We start from the raw sequence: 20,163 nt of genomic DNA on the forward strand, positions 1-20,163 counted from the left end.
GACATACTGCATTTATAAACCTTTACAACCTAGTCAAGATATGCTAATGTTATGAAAAAGAATAAGAAATCTGGTGCCCCGGTTGCTATTCAACCGCTAAAGGGGGTAAAAGGGAAGGCTGTGCAAATCAGCCGCGAACCCGTCGCTGTAAGCGGGGACGAAAGCCCATGTGTCCACTGACGAAAGTTGGGAAGGAGGGTTAGTAGGAAGAACCGCAAGCCAGAAAACCTGCCAGGTTTCGGTGATGGTTTTGCATGGCGTGGTAACCAGGTAAAATTGGTGGTATGAAGAAAGGGAATGCCATCCTCTCGAAAAAAGAGGATGGTTTTATTTTTTAGTATAGTTTCTTCCGAAAGGGGATAACCGGATGTATGAACAAATAGCCCCCCAGGCGATCATGTCAAAAAGCCTGGCTATTATAGACGCCGGAGTGGATTTATCAGGGTTTGGCGACGGGGAGAAGGAAATAGTCTGCCGCTGTGTCCACGCATCCGGTGACTTCGGCATAGCGGGCAGTATCCGCTTTTCCCCCGGGGCGGTGGAAACCGGGGTGCGGCTGATCAAAGAACGGGTCCCTATATTTGCCGATGTGAGTATGGTGGCGGCAGGGATCTCACCGTCCCTGCAAAAAGAACTGTCTCTCGAAGTACATACCCGCATTCACTGCCCGGAGGTCTTGAAACTGTCCGGACAAAAGGGTTGGACCCGGGCGGAGGCCGCAGTCTGGCTGGCCAGGGAAATTATTAATGGGGGTCTGGCTGTCATAGGCAACGCCCCTACCGCTTTATGGAAGATACTCGAGCTGGCTGAAAAAGGGATCACCAGGCCCGGCCTGGTTATAGGCATACCTGTGGGCTTCGTGGGGGCGGCTGAATCAAAAGAAGCCCTGGCAGCTTCCGGCCTGCCATATATCAGCTGCGCCGGCACCAGGGGAGGCAGCCCCCTGGCCGCGGCCGCCCTGAACGCTCTAATGAAACTGGCCCTTAGGGGTTAGATGGACAGCCTGGTGCAAAACCGGACAGGAATTACCACCGGCACCTGCGCCGCAGCCGCCGCGGCCGCCGCAGCCAGAGCTTTGGCCCTGGGGGACAGGGTCCGGGAAGTGATGGTCCGGCTGCCTGCGGGGACAACTATACCGGTAAGCATCTCTGAATTGTTTTGCCAGGGTGAGATGGCCCGCGCCACTGTTGTCAAGGACGCCGGCTCTGACCCCGATATCACCAACGGCGCGGAAATCATTGCGACCGTCCGGCGCACTGAAGCGGCAGGCTGCGCCATTAAAGGAGGCACCGGTGTCGGTATAGTGACTTTGGCCGGCCTGCAGGTCCCAGTCGGTCAGCCGGCGATTAACCCGGCGCCGCGCCGCATGATCCGGCAGGCCGTTTCAGAATATATGCCGCCGCAGGGCGGACTGGAAGTCGAGATAGCGGTGCCCCGCGGGGCGGAGCTGGCCAGGCGCACCTTCAACCCGCGCCTGGGCATAATTGGCGGTATTTCTATTTTGGGCACCACCGGCATTGTCCGCCCCATGTCCAAAGAAGCCCTGCTTTGCTCCCTGCTGCCGGCTCTTGACGTGGCCAGGGCCAACGGGATGACCGGGGTCTTTCTGGTGCCGGGCAATATCGGCCGCAAGGCTGTGCTGGAGCGGTTCAAGCCGCACCCCCTGGCGGTGGTGGAGATGTCCAATTTCGCCGGAGACATGCTGGAACGGGCAGTCAAACTGAATTTTGAGCGGCTGGTGCTGGCGGGACATCCCGGCAAACTGGGCAAGCTCATAGAGGACCATTTTTGCACCGATTCCGCCGTATCTCCTTCAGCGGCCGGCATAGTCATGAATATGGCCAGGGCTGCAGGTTTAAAAACAACTTTTGATTCTTCCGGGGCAGGCCCGGTTACGGTGGAAGGTATTATTAGCCTTCTTGAGCCACCGGAAAGAAAAGTATTGTTTGATAAAGTTGCCGCGGCAATTGTTCAGGCAGCTTGCAGACGTTACGGAATAAAAAACCTGGCGGTCTGGCTTTGTGACTTAAAGGGCCGGGAGGTCGGCGCCTCTGGAATCATCTAAAATAATAATGATCATCGGGTGCGGTCCCGGCGGAGCCGGCTATCTGACCTTGCAGGCCTGCCGGGCGGTGGAAAGTGCAGAGGTCGTAGCCGGCCCGGCCAAGCTCCTGCGGCTTTTCCCGCAGGCGGCAAACCGACTGCAGCTTCCATCCGCCAGAGCCGAGGAAATAGCCGGGCTGCTGGCAAAGCAGACGGCCGACAGAATAGCCGTGCTGGTAAGCGGGGACACCGGGTTTTACAGCCTGGCCGCCACATTGCGCCAGGTACTGCCCGCTCACTGGGTACTGCAGTTTATGCCCGGCATAAGCAGCGTGCAGGCCGCCTGCGCCCTGTTTAACCTGTCGTGGCAGGACATGCGCTTTTACTCACTGCACAGCCGCCCCCTGACACCGGAATTAATCGCCGCGGCAGGGCAAGGAGCCGAACCGCTGGCGATATTATGCGGTCCGGACCACCCGCCCGGGAGAATAGCGCGTGAGCTGCTGGCAGTGGTTGAACCTGGGCGCGCCTGCCACGTGGCCTGTGATATAGGCTCTGAAAACCAAAAAATATGGAGCGGAATAGTCTGCGAGCTGGCCCAAGAAAAAATGAGCAGCCACGCAGTTTGCATCATAGACAGGAGGCGGCCGTGAACAAAAGAGGGCATTTATGGGGGATAGGAGTGGGTCCGGGAGATCCCGGCCTGCTGACCCTGAAAGCACTGGAAGCACTCAAGGAAGCCACTGTAATCATGGCGCCGCTGGCCTCAAGCCGGGAGGAGAGCGCCGCCCTGCAAATAGTGAAAGAATGGGTCGACGAAACCAGGCTTAGAGTTTACGGCTTCCCCATGACCAGGGAACCAGACAGCCTGGCCGCCTGCTGGCGGGAAGTTGCGGACGAGGTTGCCGCTCTGGTCGAAAAAGGGGAAAAAGTTGTGTTCCTGACCCTGGGCGACGCTCTTACCTACAGCACTTTTAATTACATCCTGCAGCAGCTCGCGGGAAAAATCCCGCCTGAGTGCGTAACTACCATACCCGGTGTCACCTCGTTCGCCGCTGCCGCTGCGGCGGAGAACTTTCCCATGGTCTGCGGCGAAGAACTGCTGGCGGTTATACCGCTGCCTGACGGCCCGCTGTCAAGAGTGCGCGGCCTGGTCCGGGAAAGCGACACGGTGGTGTTTATGAAAATAGGCAACCGGCTGAAAGAACTAATGGCGTTTGTAAACGAAGAATTTCCTGACCGGGCGGCGGTTTTCGCCTCACGGGTGGGCACTCCCGGCCAGTACCTTTGCCGGGACCTGGACCGGCTGCCGGAAGGGGTTGACGGATACCTCAGTGTACTGATTGTAAGAAAGGCCGGGATAAAACCATGAAGGTATATTTTATCGGAGCCGGTCCTGGAGCAGTTGATCTGATTACGGTAAGAGGCCGTGAGATTTTGGCCCGCAGCCAGGTGGTGATTTATGCCGGGTCACTGGTATCCCCCGAACATCTGGCTTTCGCGCCGGCTACAGCCGAAACCCATGATTCTTCCGGTTTAACCCTGGAAGATATCCGCGCCATATTAATTTCAGCGCGGGAACGGCAGCTGGATGTGGCCAGACTGCACACCGGCGACCCTTCGCTGTACGGCGCTGTCAGAGAACAGGTTGAATTATGCGAGGAGCTCAACCTGGCCTGGGAGATAGTGCCCGGGGTCAGCTCGGCCTTTGCCGCGGCTGCCCGACTGGGCGTTGAATACACGGTGCCTGACGGCACCCAGACGCTGATCTTCAGCCGGGTGGAGGGCAGGACCCCGGTGCCGGCCGGCGAGAGCCTGGACTCTTTGGCCAGGCATCAGAGCAGCCTCGCCATATTTTTAAGCGTCCAGGAGATCGAAAAGGTAACCTGTCAACTGATCAAGTCCCTGCCACCCACAACACCGGTAGTGGTAGCTTACAGGGTTACCTGGCCGGATGAAAGTTTCATCCGCGGCAACCTGGCTGACATTGCCGAAAAAGTTCGTAAAGCCGGGATTAACCGCACCGCGCTGATCCTGGTGGGTGAAGCCCTGACCAGCAGCGGACGCAGATCACTGCTTTACCACGGGGATTTCAAACATGGCTACAGGTAACCGGCACATGCTGGTTGTGGCCCTGCCCGGACCCGGGCTGACCCTGGCCCAGACACTGGCCAAGAGCCTGGACGCGGACCTGATCGTAGCACAGCCTGGCCGCACTCCCGGCCTCTCAGAGATAATCAAGCAGGTTTTTGACCACAGCAAGGCTCTGATCATGGTGATGGCTACCGGTATCGCCACCCGGACAGTGGGTCCCCTGCTGCGCTCCAAACACACCGACCCGGCGGTGGTTGTAATGGACAGGTACGGGCGGTACGCTGTCAGCCTGGCAGGCGGGCATGAGGGCGGCGCCAACCAGCTGGCCTGTGAAGTTGCCGCACTAACCGGGGGAGAACCGGTTATCACCACCGGGACCGAAGCAGGCCGGACAGCTGCCGTGGGAGTAGGCTACCGCAGGCAGGCAACCGGGCGGGATATAGAATACGCGGTCCGGACCTGCCTGGAGAAGTGTGGCCTGTCTCCGGACCAGGTAAAATTTCTGTCCACCGCTTTGTTTAAATGGCATGATCATAGCATCCGTCAGGCTGCGGCCGGGCTAGGTGTTTTATTCCGCTTCTTTGCCGCAGAGCAGTTAGCGCGGGTTGAAGGTGTTTCCGCCCCGTCGCAGGCTGCCATACGCCACTTTTCACTCAAGGGGGTTTCTGAGCAATGTGCCCTGTTGTCCCTGAAAAATCCGCAAATCATACTGCCCAGAACGATTGTAGGCCCGGTAACGGTGGCGGTCGCCCGGGAAGACTATCCATTGTGGGCATCGGCCCCGGCGGCGAAGATGACCTGACCCGGCGCGCCGCCCGCGCCATAAGCGAGGCTGACCTGCTGGTAGGCTATACCACCTACTTGCAGCTGGTACAAAAAATGAGCTGCTACCACGGCCAGGAAATGTACACAACCGGTATGACCCACGAGGTGGACCGCGTCAAATACGCGGCTGAAGCTGCCAGGCGCGGCCTTAAGGTAGCTGTCGTCTCAAGCGGCGACGCCGGGGTGTACGGCATGGCCGGACTTGTTCTGGAAGTACTGGAAGCAACAGGCCAGGTGGCGCAGTTGGAGATTATTCCGGGCATTCCCGCCGCCAACACCGCCGCTGCCCTGCTCGGCGCGCCGCTGATGCAGGACTACGCCACCATCTCACTCAGCGACCTGCTCACTCCTCTGCCTGATATTTTGAAGCGGGTGGAAGCCGCGGCCGCAGCTGATTTTGTCATTGTGCTATACAACCCGCGCAGCAACAGCAGGCGTGATCCCTGGGAACAGGCCGTCGCTGTTTTGAAAAAGCACCGTCAGCCTAACACTCCCGTCGGTATGGTCAACAAAGCCGGGCGGGCGGGAGAGTCGGTTAAGCTAACCTTTTTAGAGCAACTAGACGAGCACGAGCCAGATATGTTGACTACGGTTATCGTTGGAAATTCCAGGACACGGGTCAAAAGCGGCCGTATGATCACACCAAGGGGGTACCTGCTTTGATCCTGCTGGTAGGTGGCACAAGCGAGGCCGTCGCAATCGCCAGGTTACTGGATCAGGCAGCCGAACCTTACATAATGACCGTGGCTACAGAATACGGGTACCGGGAAGCGTCAGCTAAAGTAGCAGGCCAGGTGCTAAAAGGTCCTTTTAATGACAGCACTTTCGGACGGCTGCTGGCTGAGTATCCTGTCAGCGTGGTTGTTGACGCCGCCCACCCCTTTGCCGTGGCATTAAGAAACGAGCTGTCAGCCGCGGCCGCGGAGGCCGGCATACGGCTGGTCAGGCTGGAGCGACCCACAAATTCTTACGGGGCAGAACAAGACATCACTTTTTTTGACTCCCTCACTGATTTAGGCGCATGGGCCGCTCAACAAAATTTCGGGAGAATCCTGGTGGCCACGGGCATAAAAGGATTGGGCGTCCTGGCAGGCTTTCTCGATCTGCAAAGGTTGTACGTCAGGATACTGCCCGCCGAGGAATCGCTTGCCGCCGCGCTAAGATTGGGCCTCAAACCCTCGCACATTATCGCCATGGAGGGTCCCTTTTCCAGGCAGCTAAACGAGGCGATTATCCGGGACCTGCGCATCGATCTGCTGATAACGAAAGATTCAGGTGAAGCGGGAGGGTATACCGCCAAACTGGAGGCGGCTCTGGCCTGCGGCTGCCGGGTAGCCGTGCTGAAGCGGCCGGAACCCGCTCGCGGCGAGATATTTTGGACCCCCCAAACCCTGCTGGCATCTCTCGGTGTTTTGGGAAAAGGAAAAGAAAGCTGACGGAATACTTACATAGAATCGAGAAAGTTCATGGGAATTATTGATTGACAAAACATAATTAATCCAGGAAACAATTTTACGCATTTTTTATGCAGCTATTAAACCTATGCGCCAGTCGGGAAATCTATTTTTTTAAACAGGAAAAAGGTTCCGTCTCAAAGATGGGATTAAAAGGGAAGCCGGTGCAAATCCGGCGCGGTCCCGCCACTGTAACGGTTAGCCGCCTCACTAAGGAAAGTGGAAACATCTTTTTATGATTTGCAGCCCTACCATCAACCAAAGGATGTTCCCAATCCTATCAATGCCACTGGGTTTGGACCTGGGAAGGCGTGAGGCAGCGATGAACCGGAGCCAGGAAACCTGCCGTTTTCCCCAACGTAAGACCTTACGCGGATAAGGGGGTGTTGGATTTTGTGTCTTGTGAAATTAATATTTCCTCCTTAAGTTATGTCTGGAACTACCCTAGGTTAAAAAAAGGAGGAGATATTTATGAAAAGGATTAAAAGGCTTGCTGTTAGTATAATATTTCTATCTCTGGGATTACTTTGCGCCATACCGGCGGCAGCCGGCCAGAACGAAAAAGACAATAAGGCCATTCTGCTGGTTACCTTCGGGACAAGCGTTCCATCGGCGATGCCTGCTTACAACAACCTGGAGCAGGCTGTGCAAGCTGCTTTTCCGGGGGTGGAAGTGCGCTGGGCCTACACTTCAAAAATAATCAGGGATAAGCTGGCCGCCAGAGACGGCCGGTTGATTGATGATCCCTTTACCGCGCTGTCCAAGTTAAAAGCAGAAGGATACGATAGAATTGTGGTGCAGTCGGACCATATTTTCGCAGGCCAGGAATACAACGACCTAATGGATGTGCTCGACAACTTTTTGGCGCCTGACGCGGGGAAATTTGGCCCCAGAAAAATTTCCCTGGGCAGACCGCTCCTCTACCAACACGAAGACTATGTGAACACCGCAAAAGCCCTCGCTGCCCAATTTCCGGCCGATACCGGGACCAACGCCGTAATCCTGATGGGACATGGCAGCAAACACCCTGCCGATTCTGCTTACGGGAAGCTGAACGATATTTTACGGCACATGTATAAAAATGTATTTTTGGGTACAGTTGAAGGCTACCCAACCCTGGAGGAAGTCAAAGAAGACCTGGCGGCATCCGGAACAAAAAAAGTCACTTTGATGCCCCTGATGAACATAGCGGGCGACCATGCCGTAAACGACCTGTACGGTGATGAGGAAGACTCCTGGAAATCCCAGCTAAATAAAAGCGGTTACGAAACCGAGGGCTACCTGAAGGGTCTGCTGGAAAACAGGGCTATAGTGAATATTTTCGTCGCACACCTGGCCGCGGCCATGGCGGAGCTTGAAGAAGAAGCCGTCAAGGATGCGGAAGTGCGGGTCAACGGTGAAAAAATTAAATTCAGCGAGCCCCCGCGGGCTGGTGATGGTTTCATTATGGCACAGCTGAGGCCTATCTTTGAGGCCATGGGCTGTACTGTTTCATGGGCAGAAGACAAAGGAACGGTCATTGCAGAGAAAACCGGCCTTGCGCTGTCCTTCCGGCAAGACAGCGCTTATGTTTCAGTTAACGGCGCTGAAGTCGTCATGGAGAATGAGTGCCAGCTGGTTAACGGCTCGCTTATGCTCCCGCTGTCCTTTTTAAATGAACACCTGGGCTATTCAGTCAACTGGGATTTGAACGGCAACATAAAAATAAACAAGAAGTGAATGAAAGGTCCACATGCGGCGTGAAATAATCCTGGCCCATAGAGAAAAAGAAAAACAAAGACTGCTTGTTTTATTATTACTAATACTTCTCCTGGTTGCAGGCTGTTTAATTTTTACCAGCCTGGGGGTTATTAAATTACCGCCCTGGGAAATAGCCAGGATCATTTTGACATCTATTACCTCTAACGGCTCCACTCCGGCCGGAATTGACGAAATACACCGGGCGATAATCCTGGATATCCGGCTGCCCAGGATCCTGGCCGCCGTCCTGGTGGGGGCCGGTCTGGCAACCGCCGGCGCGGTCTTCCAGGGACTTTTGATGAACCCCCTGGCCGATCCCTATACCCTGGGCATATCCACTGGAGCGGCTTTCGGGGCTACGCTGGCCATGTTTTTTGGTATCTTCCTGCCAGGCGGCCTGGGCCTGCTGACCGTGCCCCTGCTTGCCTTCGCGGGAGCGCTTCTGGCGCTGGGAGCGGTATACGGCCTGGCCGTGGTTAACGGTACTATGGCAGTCACCAACCTGATCCTCTCCGGGGTTATTGTGAGCGCCATACTGTCAGCCGCGATCAGTTTTCTTAAGAGCCTGGCCGGCGAAGGGGTGGGGTCAATTGTCTTCTGGCTGATGGGCAGCTTTGCCTCACGGGGATGGCATCACGTTTTTTTGTGCCTGCCTGTGGTTTTAGCAGGCCTTGTTATCTGTTGCTATTACGCGGACGACCTGAATATCCTGAGCCTGGGCAGCAAGTCCGCCAGGCAGTTAGGTGTCGATGACAGCAAAGTTATTACCATTCTACTGGTCACTTCCTCCCTGGTTACCGCCGCCTGTGTCTCAATTTCCGGGATAATCGGTTTTGTGGGATTGATCGTTCCCCACTTGATGCGGATGCTGGTCGGACCCGACCACAGGTTCCTGATTCCGGTGTCAGCGCTTGGCGGGGCGTTGCTGCTGGTTGGAGCAGATACCATTGCCCGAAACCTGCTGGCGGCGGAGATCCCGGTGGGTGTGCTGACCACACTGCTGGGCGGCCCGTTTTTCTGCTATATTTTTAGAATCAAAGCCAAAAGGCAGATTTTTTAGGGGGTACTCTTGGAAAAAGCGGTTCTGATGCAAACCGAGAATTTGAACCTGTACTACGGCAAGACCCCTGCCCTCCAGGCCGTAAGCCTGAGCATCCGGGAGGGAGGTTTTTACGGCATTTTAGGCCCTAACGGCAGCGGCAAGACCACCTTGATCAGTGTTATGTGCGGCGTGCTAAAGCCATCCTCCGGCCGGGTTTTATGGAACGGCCGCGAACTAGGTTCATACAACCGCGGGCAAATCGCCCGCAGTTTCGCAGTGGTACCACAGGACTACGCCATCAACTTTCCTTTTACTGTGCTGGAAGTTGTAATGATGGGGCGCAAACCCCATCTTGGCCGTTTGGGCAGGCCCAGTGACGAGGATTTGGAGATAGTTTATACCTGTATGGAAAATTGCGGGGTTTTAGATTATGCCGGCAAGGTTATTACCAATTTGAGCGGGGGGGAGCGGCAGCGGGTGATCCTGGCCCGTGCGCTGGCCCAAACCCCGCAAGTGTTGTTTTTGGACGAGGCTACGTCAAACCTGGATATCAGCCACAAGATTGAATTGCTTAAACTTATTAAAAGGTTGAACGCTAAGCAAGGCGTAACGGTAATTGCCGCGCTGCATGATTTAAACTTCGCCGGTATGTTTTGTGACTATATGATTTATTTAGATAAAGGCCGGGTGGCTTGTGAAGGTCCCACAGCCGTTGTCTTTAATGAAGAAGTGATCAACAGGGTTTTCAATGTCGAAGTAGAGATAAGAAAGCATGCGGTTACCGGCAGGTACAACCTGGCCCTGCTCCCAGATCTCAGGTGAAAGGAGAAGCGACTGATGAGGACCCGAATGATACTTTTTCCCCTCATAATCTTCTTGATCGGAATTTTGACCGGCTGCGCCAGAGCCCCTAATGCCGCAACAGACTCCATTGTAGTAGTTGACGACTTGGGTAAGGAGGTCAGGCTTAAAGCGCCCGCGCAAAGGATTGTGTCGCTTTACGCCGCGCATACTGAAAACCTTTATTCCCTGGGGCTGAATGAGGAAATTATCGGGGTGTCGGACAGCGAGTCCTTCCCGCCTGCCGCCCTGGCAAAACCGTCGTACAGCTTTCGGGGAGACGCCGAAAAGATTATAGCGGTCAGGCCGGACCTGGTACTGGCCCGGACTTTCATAGCTAATAATTACCCGGACTTCATAAGAAAAATAGAGGCGGCTGGTATTCCTGTCGCGGTTTTATACCCGGAGAACGTTGACCAATTTCTACTATACCTGAAAAAGTTGGGCCAGCTGACAGGAAGAGAAAAGGAAGCCGGCGCGCTGGTGGAAGAGTTTAATGCCCGTCTGAAGAAGGCTGACGAATTAGTGGCCGGGATTCCCCTGCAGGAACGAAAGAAAGTTTTCCTGGAAACTAACAGTGACATCATGACGTGCACGCCTGATTCCAACGCCGCTTTTGTGCTGGCCAAAGCCGGGGCGGTCAACGTGGCGGCTGACGCTAAAGCGGTGAAACAGGGCAGCACTATTGCCCCGTATGGGCTGGAGCGGCTTGTAGCCAACGGCCGGGATATTGACGTTTACATAGTTCAAAAGGGTGAAATGAACAAGTCCAGGGTGGAAGAGATATACCTGCGGCCGGGTTACCAGGTTATCAAGGCGATAAATAGCCGCCAGGTTTACCTGGTGGATGAAGCAGTGATATCGCGCCCCACCATGAGATTGTTGGACGGCATCACTCTGGTCGGACAAATTTTATATCCAGAGCGCTTTAAGTATAATTAACTAAAGGTGGAGGGCATTATGCAAGGTACATTTTACGGCATTGGAGTCGGGCCCGGGGATCCCGAACTAATTACACTCAAAGCGGTAAAAATACTGCGGGAAGTAGACGTGATTATCGCTCCCCGCACTGAGAAAAAGCAAAACAGCAGCGCCCTTTCTATCGCCAGTTCCTTTATCCGCCAGGACACACAGGTGCTGGAACTGGTTTTTCCCATGGTTTTCGAACAGGGCTCCCTGTCCGTCGCCTGGGAGCACAATAAAAACATCATACTGTCCTTTCTCAACGAAGGCAAAAATGTAGCCTTCCTTACCCTAGGCGACCCCATGATTTACAGTACCTATATCTATGTGTACAGGCTTTTGGAGGGAAATGGCTTGAAGATAGAGACCATTCCAGGCGTCACCTCCTTTTGCGCCGCCGCAAGCCGGCTTGGGTTCCCCCTGGCCGAAGGCAACGATATCCTGAGCATAGTGCCCGCCACCTTGGAGGAAGAAAAAATAGAGAAGGCGCTGTCCTATACCGACAACCTGGTTCTGCTGAAGGTCTACAAGAATTTTAAACAAATCATCGCCCAGCTTAAAAAATCCAGTTTAGCCGATAATGCGGCCATGGTAAGCAGGTGTGGGTTCAAAGATGAAGAAATCATTTATAACCTGAATTATAGCGAAGATAAGAAGCCCAATTACCTTTCGACCATTCTAGCCAGAAAGCGGGCAAGCGGAAGTGCCGGCAATGATTAAACTTGACCATGTCACCAAGGTTTACAAGCAAACAATTTCCGTAAACAAGCTTAATTTGCAGATCAAGGCCGGAGAGTTTTTCGGCTTGCTGGGGCCAAACGGAGCCGGTAAAACAACCGTGATCAGGATGCTTACCGCTTTAACCATGCCCACGGAAGGCAGTATTATTGTGAACGGCTGTCTTGTTCACCGCAATGACGTGCGTTTCAAGGCCGAGGTGGGACTGGTGCCCCAGCACATAAACCTCGAACCGGAACTGACCGTGATTGAAAATCTGCGCCTGCACGCCATGCTTTACAACATACCGCCAGCTCAAACCAGGAAAAAGATCGAAGAATTGCTGGCCTTTGCCGACCTTGAAGAAAAAGCCGGCGCTATAGTGAACACCTTGTCCGGCGGTATGAAACGGAAGGTGTTAATCGCACGGGCACTCATGCATAACCCGAAGATACTGCTGCTGGACGAGCCCACCGTGGGCCTCGACGTGTTTATAAGGAGAAAAGTATGGGATTTGATTAAAAGCCTGAACGCCAGGGGCATCACTATATTACTTACCACCCACTACCTGGAAGAAGCGGAAAGCCTCTGCAACCGCATCGGTTTATTAAAAAAGGGGCGGTTAATCATGGACGGCTCGCCGGAGGAGTTAAGGCAGTTGGTGGGACCGGTGGTCGTGGAGCAATTCCGTGATGAACAGACCACCCTGCACTTCTTTGGCTCACGGCAGGAAGCGCTCAGCTTCGCCGCTTCACTGCGTTATGAATTCACCATCCGCCAGGCTAAACTGGAGGATGTTTTCGTTAAACTTACTGAGGAAAGAGTGGGCGCCTAAATGTCCGGGCTGAAAGCCGTATTATGGAGGGAGTACCTCTTTTTTAAACGCAGGTGGTGGACTATTACCACCGGCTCGATGGTAGCGCCGCTGCTGTACCTGGTGGCCTTCGGCTGGGGCCTGGGCAAAACTGTAAATTTGGGCGGGGTAGCTTACATTGACTTTATAGTGCCCGGCGTAATTGCTTTAAGTACAATGAACGCCAGCTTCAACGCCGTCGCCACCCCCCTTTCCATCGCCCGTCTTTACGACAAAACTCTGGAGGAATATCTTGTCGCGCCCATTACCGTTTACTCCCTGACGGCAGGCAAAATTCTGGCGGGAGCAGCCAGGGGGCTTTATGCCGCTGCTATTATACTGGTCATATCACTGCTTTTCGGGGCTAACTTCAACTTTAACTCCTGGTTTGTCACCGTTTTGTGCTTAAACTGCCTGGTCTTCTCCAGCCTGGGTTACCTGGCCGCGTTGAAAATCAAGTCCCACCCCGATATGACCAGGTTTAACAATTTCGTGATAACCCCGATGATTTTTGTCTGCGGCACTTTTTTTTCGGTTGACAGGTTGCCGTTCCCCTTTTCGCAGATTATTAAGCTGCTGCCCCTGACCCCGGCCAGCCAGGGACTCCGGGCAGTCGCCACGGGAGGTGAACTGCCGTGGCTATCACTGGCGGTTCAACTGGGATATTTAGCCGTTTTTATTTTTTGGGGGATCAGGGCCTGCTATAAAGTTGAATAATTATGCAATAAGAAAAGAGGTCTAAGCAGTCATGAACAGGCTTGTTATCGCCGGAACGCACAGCGGGGCGGGCAAGACCACGGTTGCCGCCGGCCTGCTGGCGGCTCTGCGTAAAAAGGGGCTCAGAGTGCAGCCTTTCAAAGTGGGGCCGGACTACATCGATACAGGCTACCATGCCGTCGCAGCCGGCAGGATGTCATATAACCTTGACTTCTGGATGATGCCGCCCCAGCATATCCTGCAGTTGTTCAGGCACGGTATGGAGGGCATGGATTTTGGCGTTATCGAGGGTGTAATGGGCCTTTACGACGGTATAGGCTCCACTCCCGAAGGCAGCACCGCCGCAATGGCCAAGCTGCTAAACACCCCGGTAATCCTGATTATTGACGCGGGAGGCATGTCTACCAGCGCCGCGGCCCAGGTGCTGGGCTACAAGTCTTTCGACCAGGACCTGCGCCTGGCCGGGGTGATAGTTAACAATGTCGGCAGCGAACACCATTATAAACTTGTAAAAGAAGCGGTACAGGCTTATACAGGTGTTCCGGCGCTGGGATTTTTGCCGCGCGACAAATCAGTCGTGCTGCCCAGCCGCCACCTGGGGCTGCTGCCGGCCGAAGAAATGGAAAGACACGCGGAGATTATAGAAAAAGCTGCCGGGCTGGTACAGGAATGGATCGATCTCGACCAGGTTATTAAGCTGGGTCACACAGCCGGCTCCCTGCCGCCTGCCAGTCCCCTGGCCTTTGCCAAAGGCAGGCCCGTCAAAATCGCGGTGGCACGGGATGAGTCTTTCAGCTTTTACTACCGCGGCACCCTGGAAATATTAGCGGCGCTGGGGGCGGAACTCCATCACTTCAGCCCCATGAAGGACGCCAGCTTGCCGGAAAATATCGGCGGGCTCTACCTGGGCGGCGGCTTTCCCGAGGTCTTTGCCGGGGCCCTGGCGGCAAACAAAAGCCTTCTGGAAGATATCACGCGCAGGCTTAAAGGAGGTCTGCACTGCTACGCCGAATGCGGGGGGTTCATGTACCTGACTGAGTCCATTACCGTGAAAAACGGGGAGAAGCACCCCATGGCCGGCTTTTTTGACGGGCATACCATTATGACCGACCGCCTGCAGCGATTCGGTTATGTTGATATAGAGTTTACCGGGGAGAATGTACTGGGTAAAGAGGGACAAACGGCGCGGGGACATGAGTTTCATCATTCCCTGATTGATGGCATTACCTACCCCACCACCTACCTGGTGAAATCGGCCTTCTCCGGGCGGCAGTGGCACTGCGGCTACCGCCGGGCGAACACGTTGGCCGCCTACGCCCACATCGACTTCTGGGGCTACCCCGGCCTGGCCCGCCATTTTCTCGACCGGTGCCTTGGCGCCACCGGCTGAAGGGAGTAATTGTACTATAAATCATTAAAAGAGCGGGTGCTGCTTACCTGCTCTTTTGTTTTTTAAATAGAGTATTATATTGTATTACGGTATCCAATATTATGCATACAATTGTTGAAATAATGGCAGTCCTTTTGTTTGGGTCTCTTGTTGTCATGGTGCTGGGCCGGGAAACAAGGAATAAAACGCTGGAAGAAATCAGCGGTGAAAAGTCTCATTAAGTCATTCAGAAGGTTAATAGATATACTAAATTCTTAAAAAAACTAAAGCCTGCATTGTTTTGTTAATGCGGGCTTTTTTTACATTATTTACAACTGACTGGCTTATGAAAATATCATCCTTCCAGCAATAGAAATATTTTTTTGGAGGCTTCTTTCAGTTTTGTTACGAGCTCCGGCAGCTGTTCGGGCTTAAACCTGAATTCGGGCAGGAAAATGCTGAGCGCCGCCACCTCTCCGTCTGTCAAATAATCCCGTATAGGGCAGGAGATACCTACCACACCCTTCATGGTTGGTATTCATGCAATCTATAAGTTTGAATTATGGTTTATGTTATACAAAAAACATCATAAAACTTACCGGCTCATTTTCCCCTGCTTTATTTACCCGCCTGTCTTGCGCCGGTGTTTATATTGCCCCTGGCCAGGGAGGCGAAAATACCGCCGACACAGGTGACAGCGAAAACAATAAACGCCACGTTGACACTTTTTTGCAGCAAATCGGCGGTAGCCGGACCCAATTGAGCGCTGCCGACATATAAGTCTATGATCAATGTGGCTATGGCGACACTGACCGCCTGGCCGATCAGCCGCATGGTGCCGCTGGTGGAGGAGGCCACACCGTAAAACCTTTTTTCAACCGATCCCATAATGGCGTTCATATTGGGAGAGGAGAACAGCGCGAAACCGGTGCCAAGCACCATCAGGTTAATTATCACCAGCCACAGCGGCGTGCTCCTGGCGATAAAGCCCAGGAAAAACAACCCCAGGGCGGTTAAACCCATCCCCCAGGAAGAAACTATCCTTGGTTCGACACGGTCGGAAAGCGACCCCGCGAAGGGTGACAGCAGCGCCATCATAACCGGCTGGGAGAGCAGGATCATTCCCGCGGACTGTGAGCTGTATTCCATAACCACCTGCAGGTACATGGACAGCAGAAAAGTTATAGCGAAGGTAGCGCTGTAATTAATCAACGCCGCCAGGTTCGATAAGGCAAAGGTGACATTTTCTTTAAAGAGGCTAATGTTTATTAGAGGGTGCCTGCATTTCATTTCCTGTCTGACAAACAGGACTAATAAAACCAGGCCGAAGAACAGGATATATTTGGCCCAGACAGATGTGGCGATTGATGAGAACGCGTACAGGAAGGCAACCAACCCGAACATATAAAGGACAGAGCCGGTTTTATCGAAGCTCTCTCCCCTGGCGTCAGCCCATTCTCCCTTGATCCTGGTGGCAAACAGATACGTGGCCAAACCAATGGCTGTGTTAAGAAAGAATATGGATTCCCAGCCCAAATGCTGGTTCATCGCGCCGCCCAGGACAGGCCCCAGCGAAAGGCCGGTATATACTGTGGCGACATTGAAACCCAATACCCTGCCCCTCTCCTGGGGGGGGAAAACTGAAGTTAAAATAGCCATACCTGTGCCAAAAGTCATGGAAGACCCGATCCCCTGCAGAACTCTGAAGCCGATCAGAGCCTGAACCGACCAGGCCGCCCCGCAGAGCAGGGATGAGAGGGTGAAAATTATCACACCTAAAATGAAGATTTTTTTTCTGCCGGCGATATCGGCCAGCCTGCCGAAGGGCAGCAGAAAGGCGGCAGTGGCCAGAAGGTAGCTGCTGACCACCCAGCTAAGCAACAACGCATTGCTGTTAAACTCCCGCCCAATGGTGGGAATGGCCAGGTTAATGGCGCTGCCCATGAAAGGGGTCGAAAAAGAGGCCACCATTACTGTAATCAAGGTGTACTTTTTAATCGCAGGGTCTTGGTTCATTGCTTTACCTCCAGAGCCAAAAGTAGTTGCTTGGATCTCTTCCCCAGGGTTGATAAACACCCTGTTTATACAAACTTCTTTAAAAAACAAGTATCTCCTTTTTATGTATGAACATTGTTTTGAAATCAAAGTTAATTTAAGATCCAAAAGATAATAAATGTTTAATAATTCTGAAATATAATTTTAATATATATGGATTATATTTAATATGTTGGTAATCTTTATATGAAAAGTGATGTAATGATTTTATAGAAAGGTAAAGGTGATAAAAATGACGCCAATCTCCTTGCCTTCAAATTATAATGACAACACACTTGTTTTGATGGTGCAGACACCGCGTACTCTCTATGTTTACTGGGATCTTTCGCCAAACCAGAGAGCGGCCCTGGCGGCCAAAAAAAAACTGCAGCTGAGGTTAAATGTGGTAAACCTGGGTGTTTACCGCTCCTTTGACATAAAACCTGCCTGGGACAGCTTTTACATCACCGGTGTGGAGCCGGGCCTCGATTATTATTGCGATATAGTTATAATAGACGGGGATGACGGGGTTTATCCCGTGATTTATTCAAATAAAGTATCGGCTCCGGCGGAGCGCCCCACCCTCGCGGTTGGCAGCCCCGTCACTTCCGGCTTCTGGGGCGCCGGCGGATACACCACCCGGGAAGGTGCATGGACAAGTTATAGCTCAGGAGAGTTTTACAAAAAATAGATTGTTTATTGCATGCGGCTTACATAAGAAAGCATAAAAAGAACGGCCGATAGAATAAATGCTATAGCCGCTATTACTTTCATTGAAGTAGACAATATAATGCCCCCTCGTACATTATTCATTATTCAACCGGTTGATGTTTCATTGAAATTAGTATAAAAGTGGTTTATTGTATTCAATGTCGGTAATCTCGCATTGAAACCAGGTGAAATCTCCTGTCTCCAACTTCCAGATTACATCCGTTTGGGAAGAAATCCTGACGCCGTTAAACTCATTATAACCTTTTGTGACCCCTCCCCAGTCAGTCAGGATATACCGGCCATTTTCTTCCCTGTACCGCCTGGCGAAAAAGCTGACAATATCACCATTGTCGTCAAAAGTGTAAATCCCGGAATCTGTCACGCCCTGGTAGCTCATAGTCACCCTGGCCGAATTGGCGTCTATTTCTTCCCATTTGAGATAGCTGTTTAAAGCCGCACTTGGAAACCAGGCCATTTCCGCAAGATATCTCAGCAGGGCGCCCTGATCCATTTCATTTCCCCTGGCATTTACCACAGGTATTAGGGAAAGCACCTTTATATTCATTTCCCCTTTGCCCTGATCATACTTGTCTTTTCCCGCAAAGTAAATAAGTGGATTCATCCTGACTCTGGCTTTCCAGATAAATCCCGGCTCATCTACGGTAAAATACTGTTCTGCCTCAACAGGCATCCAGGGCTGATCTTCTTTAAGCCTCATCAACCCCCTTTGTTTCAGGCGCACAGTATTTGCTCTTTCCTTGCCTATAACCTGTGACCGTTCCAGCCATTTTTGCACGCACTGCGGCAGCCCTGCCAGATCCGCTTTTGTAACAATCTCCTTTTTATGCTCCGGGTTATTTTCGAAGAGCTCTTTTACTTCTTTTTTCACCTGCCGGTTGAACAGGCTGCTTGCCGCAGCTGACACTACAAAAAACAAAATTATTAAAACAGCAAGAATACCAACGATTATCACAGCTACCCTGGACATAGATCAACCTCTCTATCATTTGTATTCACCATATATAGGGAAACAACCTGTACCTTACTTTCTTCTTATAATCCTCGTACCCTTCCAGTTCATCTACCAGCATTTTTTCCTCACCTAAAATCCTGCCCGCTAAAAGAAAAAACATGGCCAGGCCGATAATCAAACCATACAGCGAACCCAGCAGCAGCGGCGCTCCGATAAAAAGCAGTATCCCCCCTAGATACATGGGATGCCGTACTATACTGTAAACTCCTGTCGACACCACTCGCTGCTTGCGCTCAGCCTGGATCCTGACCAGTGCCGACACAAAGGTATTGTCGGCATACGACCGGTAGAAAAAGAAAAATGAAAGTAATAATGCAATAAACCCTAAAACTTTGACCCACAGCGGGAGGTACACTGTCCACCCGTATCTTTTCGCATCCAGCGGCATGATCACAATCCAGGCTATAAAACCTAATAAAAGGCCGGCAACAACATACCTGTCCCATCCTTTCTGGTTGCCTGTTCCGGGTTTTTTGTACCTTTCCGCCAGCAGGGCGGGGTCGTGGCGGTACAGGTGGATGATAGTTGAAAAACAAAGTACCGCAAACCAGACGCTGAAAATCCAGCCCTCCACCCAGAGCCAGTCCCCGGAAAGCAAAAGCAGCAGCGCCGGGAAAAGCAGGATATAGACAAGGGTGAAAATTATTCTGCCTAAAGTCATGCTGTTGGTTTCAGCCATAATGAGTCCCCCGCTTTTTTAACTCATAAGCTTCCACTCATTACTAAGTTATATTCATTGAAAAGAAGCAAAAATCATAGGGACATTCCTGACTGTACCCTATGCTTTCATGCAGATTAAAAAGTTTCCTGGTCCACATTTTATCCACCCCCGGATGATTATTTTCAGAGCAGGGGAAAAGCTGCTTCTGTGTCCCCTTGTCTCCTTGTTTGCGCTAAATTTTTACCTTGGGCTTTACTCTAATATTTATTAGACTTTCAACATCATTCAGCACAGCCTTCTCTTTAACGTCAATCATCAGCCAGCGGCCCCCGCAGGAAAAAGGTGTGCGCCGGTATAAGCCGGCTACATAAGGTGTAAACATTGAGAGCGACAATTCCACCTCTTTTTCCTCTTTCGCACCTACAACTACAAGCGCGATAAAGTAGTCTTCCATTGGATAAAGTGTGCAAAGCGACTTGCCGCTTTTTTGGTATTTAATATTCCAGCCAGGCTGAGCGGCGCATTTGCTGTAATTCATTTTGGGCCGGACCTGATATGCGTTTTCAATATATGAAAGTAGTTCCCGCCACAGCGGCGCTCCTTTGCCGACATAGCGCTCAATATCCTCAAAGGAAGGCATTTTATCGCTGTGATACAACTCACTCCACTGCACAGGCATTCTCCTCTCGTTATACGGTTCAAAATCCCAATTACCGTAAAAGGTGGCGTTCAATTTCGTTTGTTCCATAATCTTTTCCCAATCGGACATCATTCTCAGCCATATTTTAAATTCACTGTGTCTAAAATCATATTGATTTTCCTTATGAAGAAAATCAAAAATATTTACTGTCATGATCTTTTCTTCATATGACATAGTGAATAATCTGGAAAAATCCCTGTCGTTTACTTCGGGAAAGTATTTCGGGGGATTTTTCATGGTGAAATCGGTTTGGCCCTGATCAAAGATGATTATACCATTGTTATTCAGCACTCTCTGCATACTGTTCAGTGCTTCCACGGGGTCAACTTCTTCCTCGTTAATAGCATTACTCAAGCATACAATCGCA

At 52.2% G+C, this 20,163-nt stretch carries 22 protein-coding genes and 2 riboswitches; of the genes, 17 read left to right on the plus strand and 5 right to left on the minus strand.

Annotated features, from left to right (window positions below):
- The first annotated feature begins 54 nt into the window (after window positions 1-54).
- Window positions 55-250, plus strand: a riboswitch (cobalamin riboswitch).
- A 117-nt stretch (window positions 251-367) separates the two neighbouring features.
- The 16 genes from Pmgp_RS06475 to Pmgp_RS06550 all read left to right on the plus strand — a co-directional run bounded on the left by Pmgp_RS06475 (window position 368) and on the right by Pmgp_RS06550 (window position 14,678).
- Window positions 368-994, plus strand: a complete 627-nt coding sequence (locus Pmgp_RS06475) for a precorrin-8X methylmutase (RefSeq protein ID WP_134213163.1) — start codon at window positions 368-370, stop codon at window positions 992-994.
- Window positions 995-2,065 carry a cobalt-precorrin-5B (C(1))-methyltransferase CbiD gene (gene cbiD / locus Pmgp_RS06480; RefSeq protein WP_134213164.1) on the plus strand — a complete coding sequence of 357 codons (1,071 nt, stop codon included), beginning with the start codon at window positions 995-997 and terminating at the stop codon, window positions 2,063-2,065.
- A 7-nt stretch (window positions 2,066-2,072) separates the two neighbouring features.
- Complete coding sequence (gene cbiE, locus Pmgp_RS06485; protein WP_134213165.1) at window positions 2,073-2,696, plus strand: precorrin-6y C5,15-methyltransferase (decarboxylating) subunit CbiE; 624 nt, start codon at window positions 2,073-2,075, stop codon at window positions 2,694-2,696.
- Window positions 2,693-3,415, plus strand: a complete 723-nt coding sequence (gene cobI, locus Pmgp_RS06490) for a precorrin-2 C(20)-methyltransferase (protein WP_192902821.1) — start codon at window positions 2,693-2,695, stop codon at window positions 3,413-3,415. The genes cbiE and cobI (Pmgp_RS06490) overlap by 4 nt, the downstream gene beginning before the upstream one ends.
- A complete protein-coding gene (gene cobM / locus Pmgp_RS06495) occupies window positions 3,412-4,155 on the plus strand; it encodes a precorrin-4 C(11)-methyltransferase (protein WP_134213167.1) in 744 nt (247 codons plus the stop codon). Before cobI (Pmgp_RS06490) ends, cobM begins: the two co-directional genes overlap by 4 nt.
- Complete coding sequence (locus Pmgp_RS06500) at window positions 4,142-4,939, plus strand: cobalamin biosynthesis protein (RefSeq protein WP_134213168.1); 798 nt, start codon at window positions 4,142-4,144, stop codon at window positions 4,937-4,939. Before cobM ends, Pmgp_RS06500 begins: the two co-directional genes overlap by 14 nt.
- Window positions 4,906-5,625 carry a precorrin-3B C(17)-methyltransferase gene (gene cobJ, locus Pmgp_RS06505; RefSeq protein ID WP_192902829.1) on the plus strand — a complete coding sequence of 240 codons (720 nt, stop codon included), beginning with the start codon at window positions 4,906-4,908 and terminating at the stop codon, window positions 5,623-5,625. Before Pmgp_RS06500 ends, cobJ begins: the two co-directional genes overlap by 34 nt.
- Window positions 5,622-6,398 carry a precorrin-6A reductase gene (gene cobK / locus Pmgp_RS06510; protein WP_134213170.1) on the plus strand — a complete coding sequence of 259 codons (777 nt, stop codon included), beginning with the start codon at window positions 5,622-5,624 and terminating at the stop codon, window positions 6,396-6,398. The genes cobJ and cobK overlap by 4 nt, the downstream gene beginning before the upstream one ends.
- Window positions 6,399-6,526: 128 nt before the next feature.
- Window positions 6,527-6,780: riboswitch (cobalamin riboswitch) on the plus strand.
- A gap of 107 nt (window positions 6,781-6,887) precedes the next feature.
- Window positions 6,888-8,135, plus strand: a complete 1,248-nt coding sequence (locus tag Pmgp_RS06515) for a sirohydrochlorin cobaltochelatase (protein WP_192902822.1) — start codon at window positions 6,888-6,890, stop codon at window positions 8,133-8,135.
- 13 nt (window positions 8,136-8,148) lie between these two features.
- On the plus strand, window positions 8,149-9,216 hold the full coding sequence (locus tag Pmgp_RS06520) for a FecCD family ABC transporter permease (protein ID WP_134213171.1): 1,068 nt from the start codon (window positions 8,149-8,151) through the stop codon (window positions 9,214-9,216).
- 9 nt (window positions 9,217-9,225) lie between these two features.
- Window positions 9,226-10,020, plus strand: coding sequence for an ABC transporter ATP-binding protein (locus tag Pmgp_RS06525; protein WP_205077963.1), 795 nt, complete (start codon window positions 9,226-9,228; stop codon window positions 10,018-10,020).
- A 15-nt stretch (window positions 10,021-10,035) separates the two neighbouring features.
- Window positions 10,036-10,980, plus strand: a complete 945-nt coding sequence (locus Pmgp_RS06530; RefSeq protein WP_134213172.1) for an ABC transporter substrate-binding protein — start codon at window positions 10,036-10,038, stop codon at window positions 10,978-10,980.
- Window positions 10,981-10,998: 18 nt separating this feature from the next.
- A complete protein-coding gene (gene cobI / locus Pmgp_RS06535) occupies window positions 10,999-11,721 on the plus strand; it encodes a precorrin-2 C(20)-methyltransferase (RefSeq protein WP_134213173.1) in 723 nt (240 codons plus the stop codon).
- Window positions 11,714-12,553, plus strand: a complete 840-nt coding sequence (locus Pmgp_RS06540; protein WP_134213212.1) for an ABC transporter ATP-binding protein — start codon at window positions 11,714-11,716, stop codon at window positions 12,551-12,553. The genes cobI (Pmgp_RS06535) and Pmgp_RS06540 overlap by 8 nt, the downstream gene beginning before the upstream one ends.
- A complete protein-coding gene (locus Pmgp_RS06545; RefSeq protein ID WP_134213174.1) occupies window positions 12,554-13,288 on the plus strand; it encodes an ABC transporter permease in 735 nt (244 codons plus the stop codon).
- 31 nt (window positions 13,289-13,319) lie between these two features.
- Window positions 13,320-14,678, plus strand: coding sequence for a cobyrinic acid a,c-diamide synthase CobB (locus tag Pmgp_RS06550; protein WP_134213175.1), 1,359 nt, complete (start codon window positions 13,320-13,322; stop codon window positions 14,676-14,678).
- 334 nt (window positions 14,679-15,012) lie between these two features.
- On the opposite strand, the gene Pmgp_RS06555 is transcribed toward Pmgp_RS06550, so the two are convergent.
- Both Pmgp_RS06555 and Pmgp_RS06560 read right to left on the minus strand, forming a co-directional pair.
- Window positions 15,013-15,186 carry an IclR family transcriptional regulator domain-containing protein gene (locus Pmgp_RS06555; RefSeq protein WP_134213176.1) on the minus strand — a complete coding sequence of 58 codons (174 nt, stop codon included), beginning with the start codon at window positions 15,184-15,186 and terminating at the stop codon, window positions 15,013-15,015.
- An 89-nt stretch (window positions 15,187-15,275) separates the two neighbouring features.
- Window positions 15,276-16,673, minus strand: a complete 1,398-nt coding sequence (locus tag Pmgp_RS06560; RefSeq protein ID WP_134213177.1) for an MFS transporter — start codon at window positions 16,671-16,673, stop codon at window positions 15,276-15,278.
- Between the two features lie 271 nt (window positions 16,674-16,944).
- Here Pmgp_RS06560 and Pmgp_RS06565 point away from each other — a divergent pair, with 271 nt between their 5' ends.
- Window positions 16,945-17,382, plus strand: coding sequence for a DUF4912 domain-containing protein (locus Pmgp_RS06565; RefSeq protein WP_134213178.1), 438 nt, complete (start codon window positions 16,945-16,947; stop codon window positions 17,380-17,382).
- Window positions 17,383-17,532: 150 nt separating this feature from the next.
- Here the strand turns inward: Pmgp_RS06565 and Pmgp_RS06570 are convergent, their stop codons facing one another.
- From Pmgp_RS06570 to Pmgp_RS20670, 3 genes are all read right to left on the minus strand, one after another.
- A complete protein-coding gene (locus Pmgp_RS06570) occupies window positions 17,533-18,390 on the minus strand; it encodes a DUF6544 family protein (RefSeq protein WP_134213179.1) in 858 nt (285 codons plus the stop codon).
- 25 nt (window positions 18,391-18,415) lie between these two features.
- Complete coding sequence (locus Pmgp_RS06575) at window positions 18,416-19,114, minus strand: methyltransferase family protein (RefSeq protein ID WP_134213180.1); 699 nt, start codon at window positions 19,112-19,114, stop codon at window positions 18,416-18,418.
- A 214-nt stretch (window positions 19,115-19,328) separates the two neighbouring features.
- Complete coding sequence (locus Pmgp_RS20670; RefSeq protein WP_345789129.1) at window positions 19,329-20,150, minus strand: DUF3788 domain-containing protein; 822 nt, start codon at window positions 20,148-20,150, stop codon at window positions 19,329-19,331.
- Window positions 20,151-20,163: the final 13 nt, after the last annotated feature.

This window comes from Pelotomaculum propionicicum, assembly GCF_004369225.1.
Lineage (GTDB): Bacteria > Bacillota > Desulfotomaculia > Desulfotomaculales > Pelotomaculaceae > Pelotomaculum_B > Pelotomaculum_B propionicicum.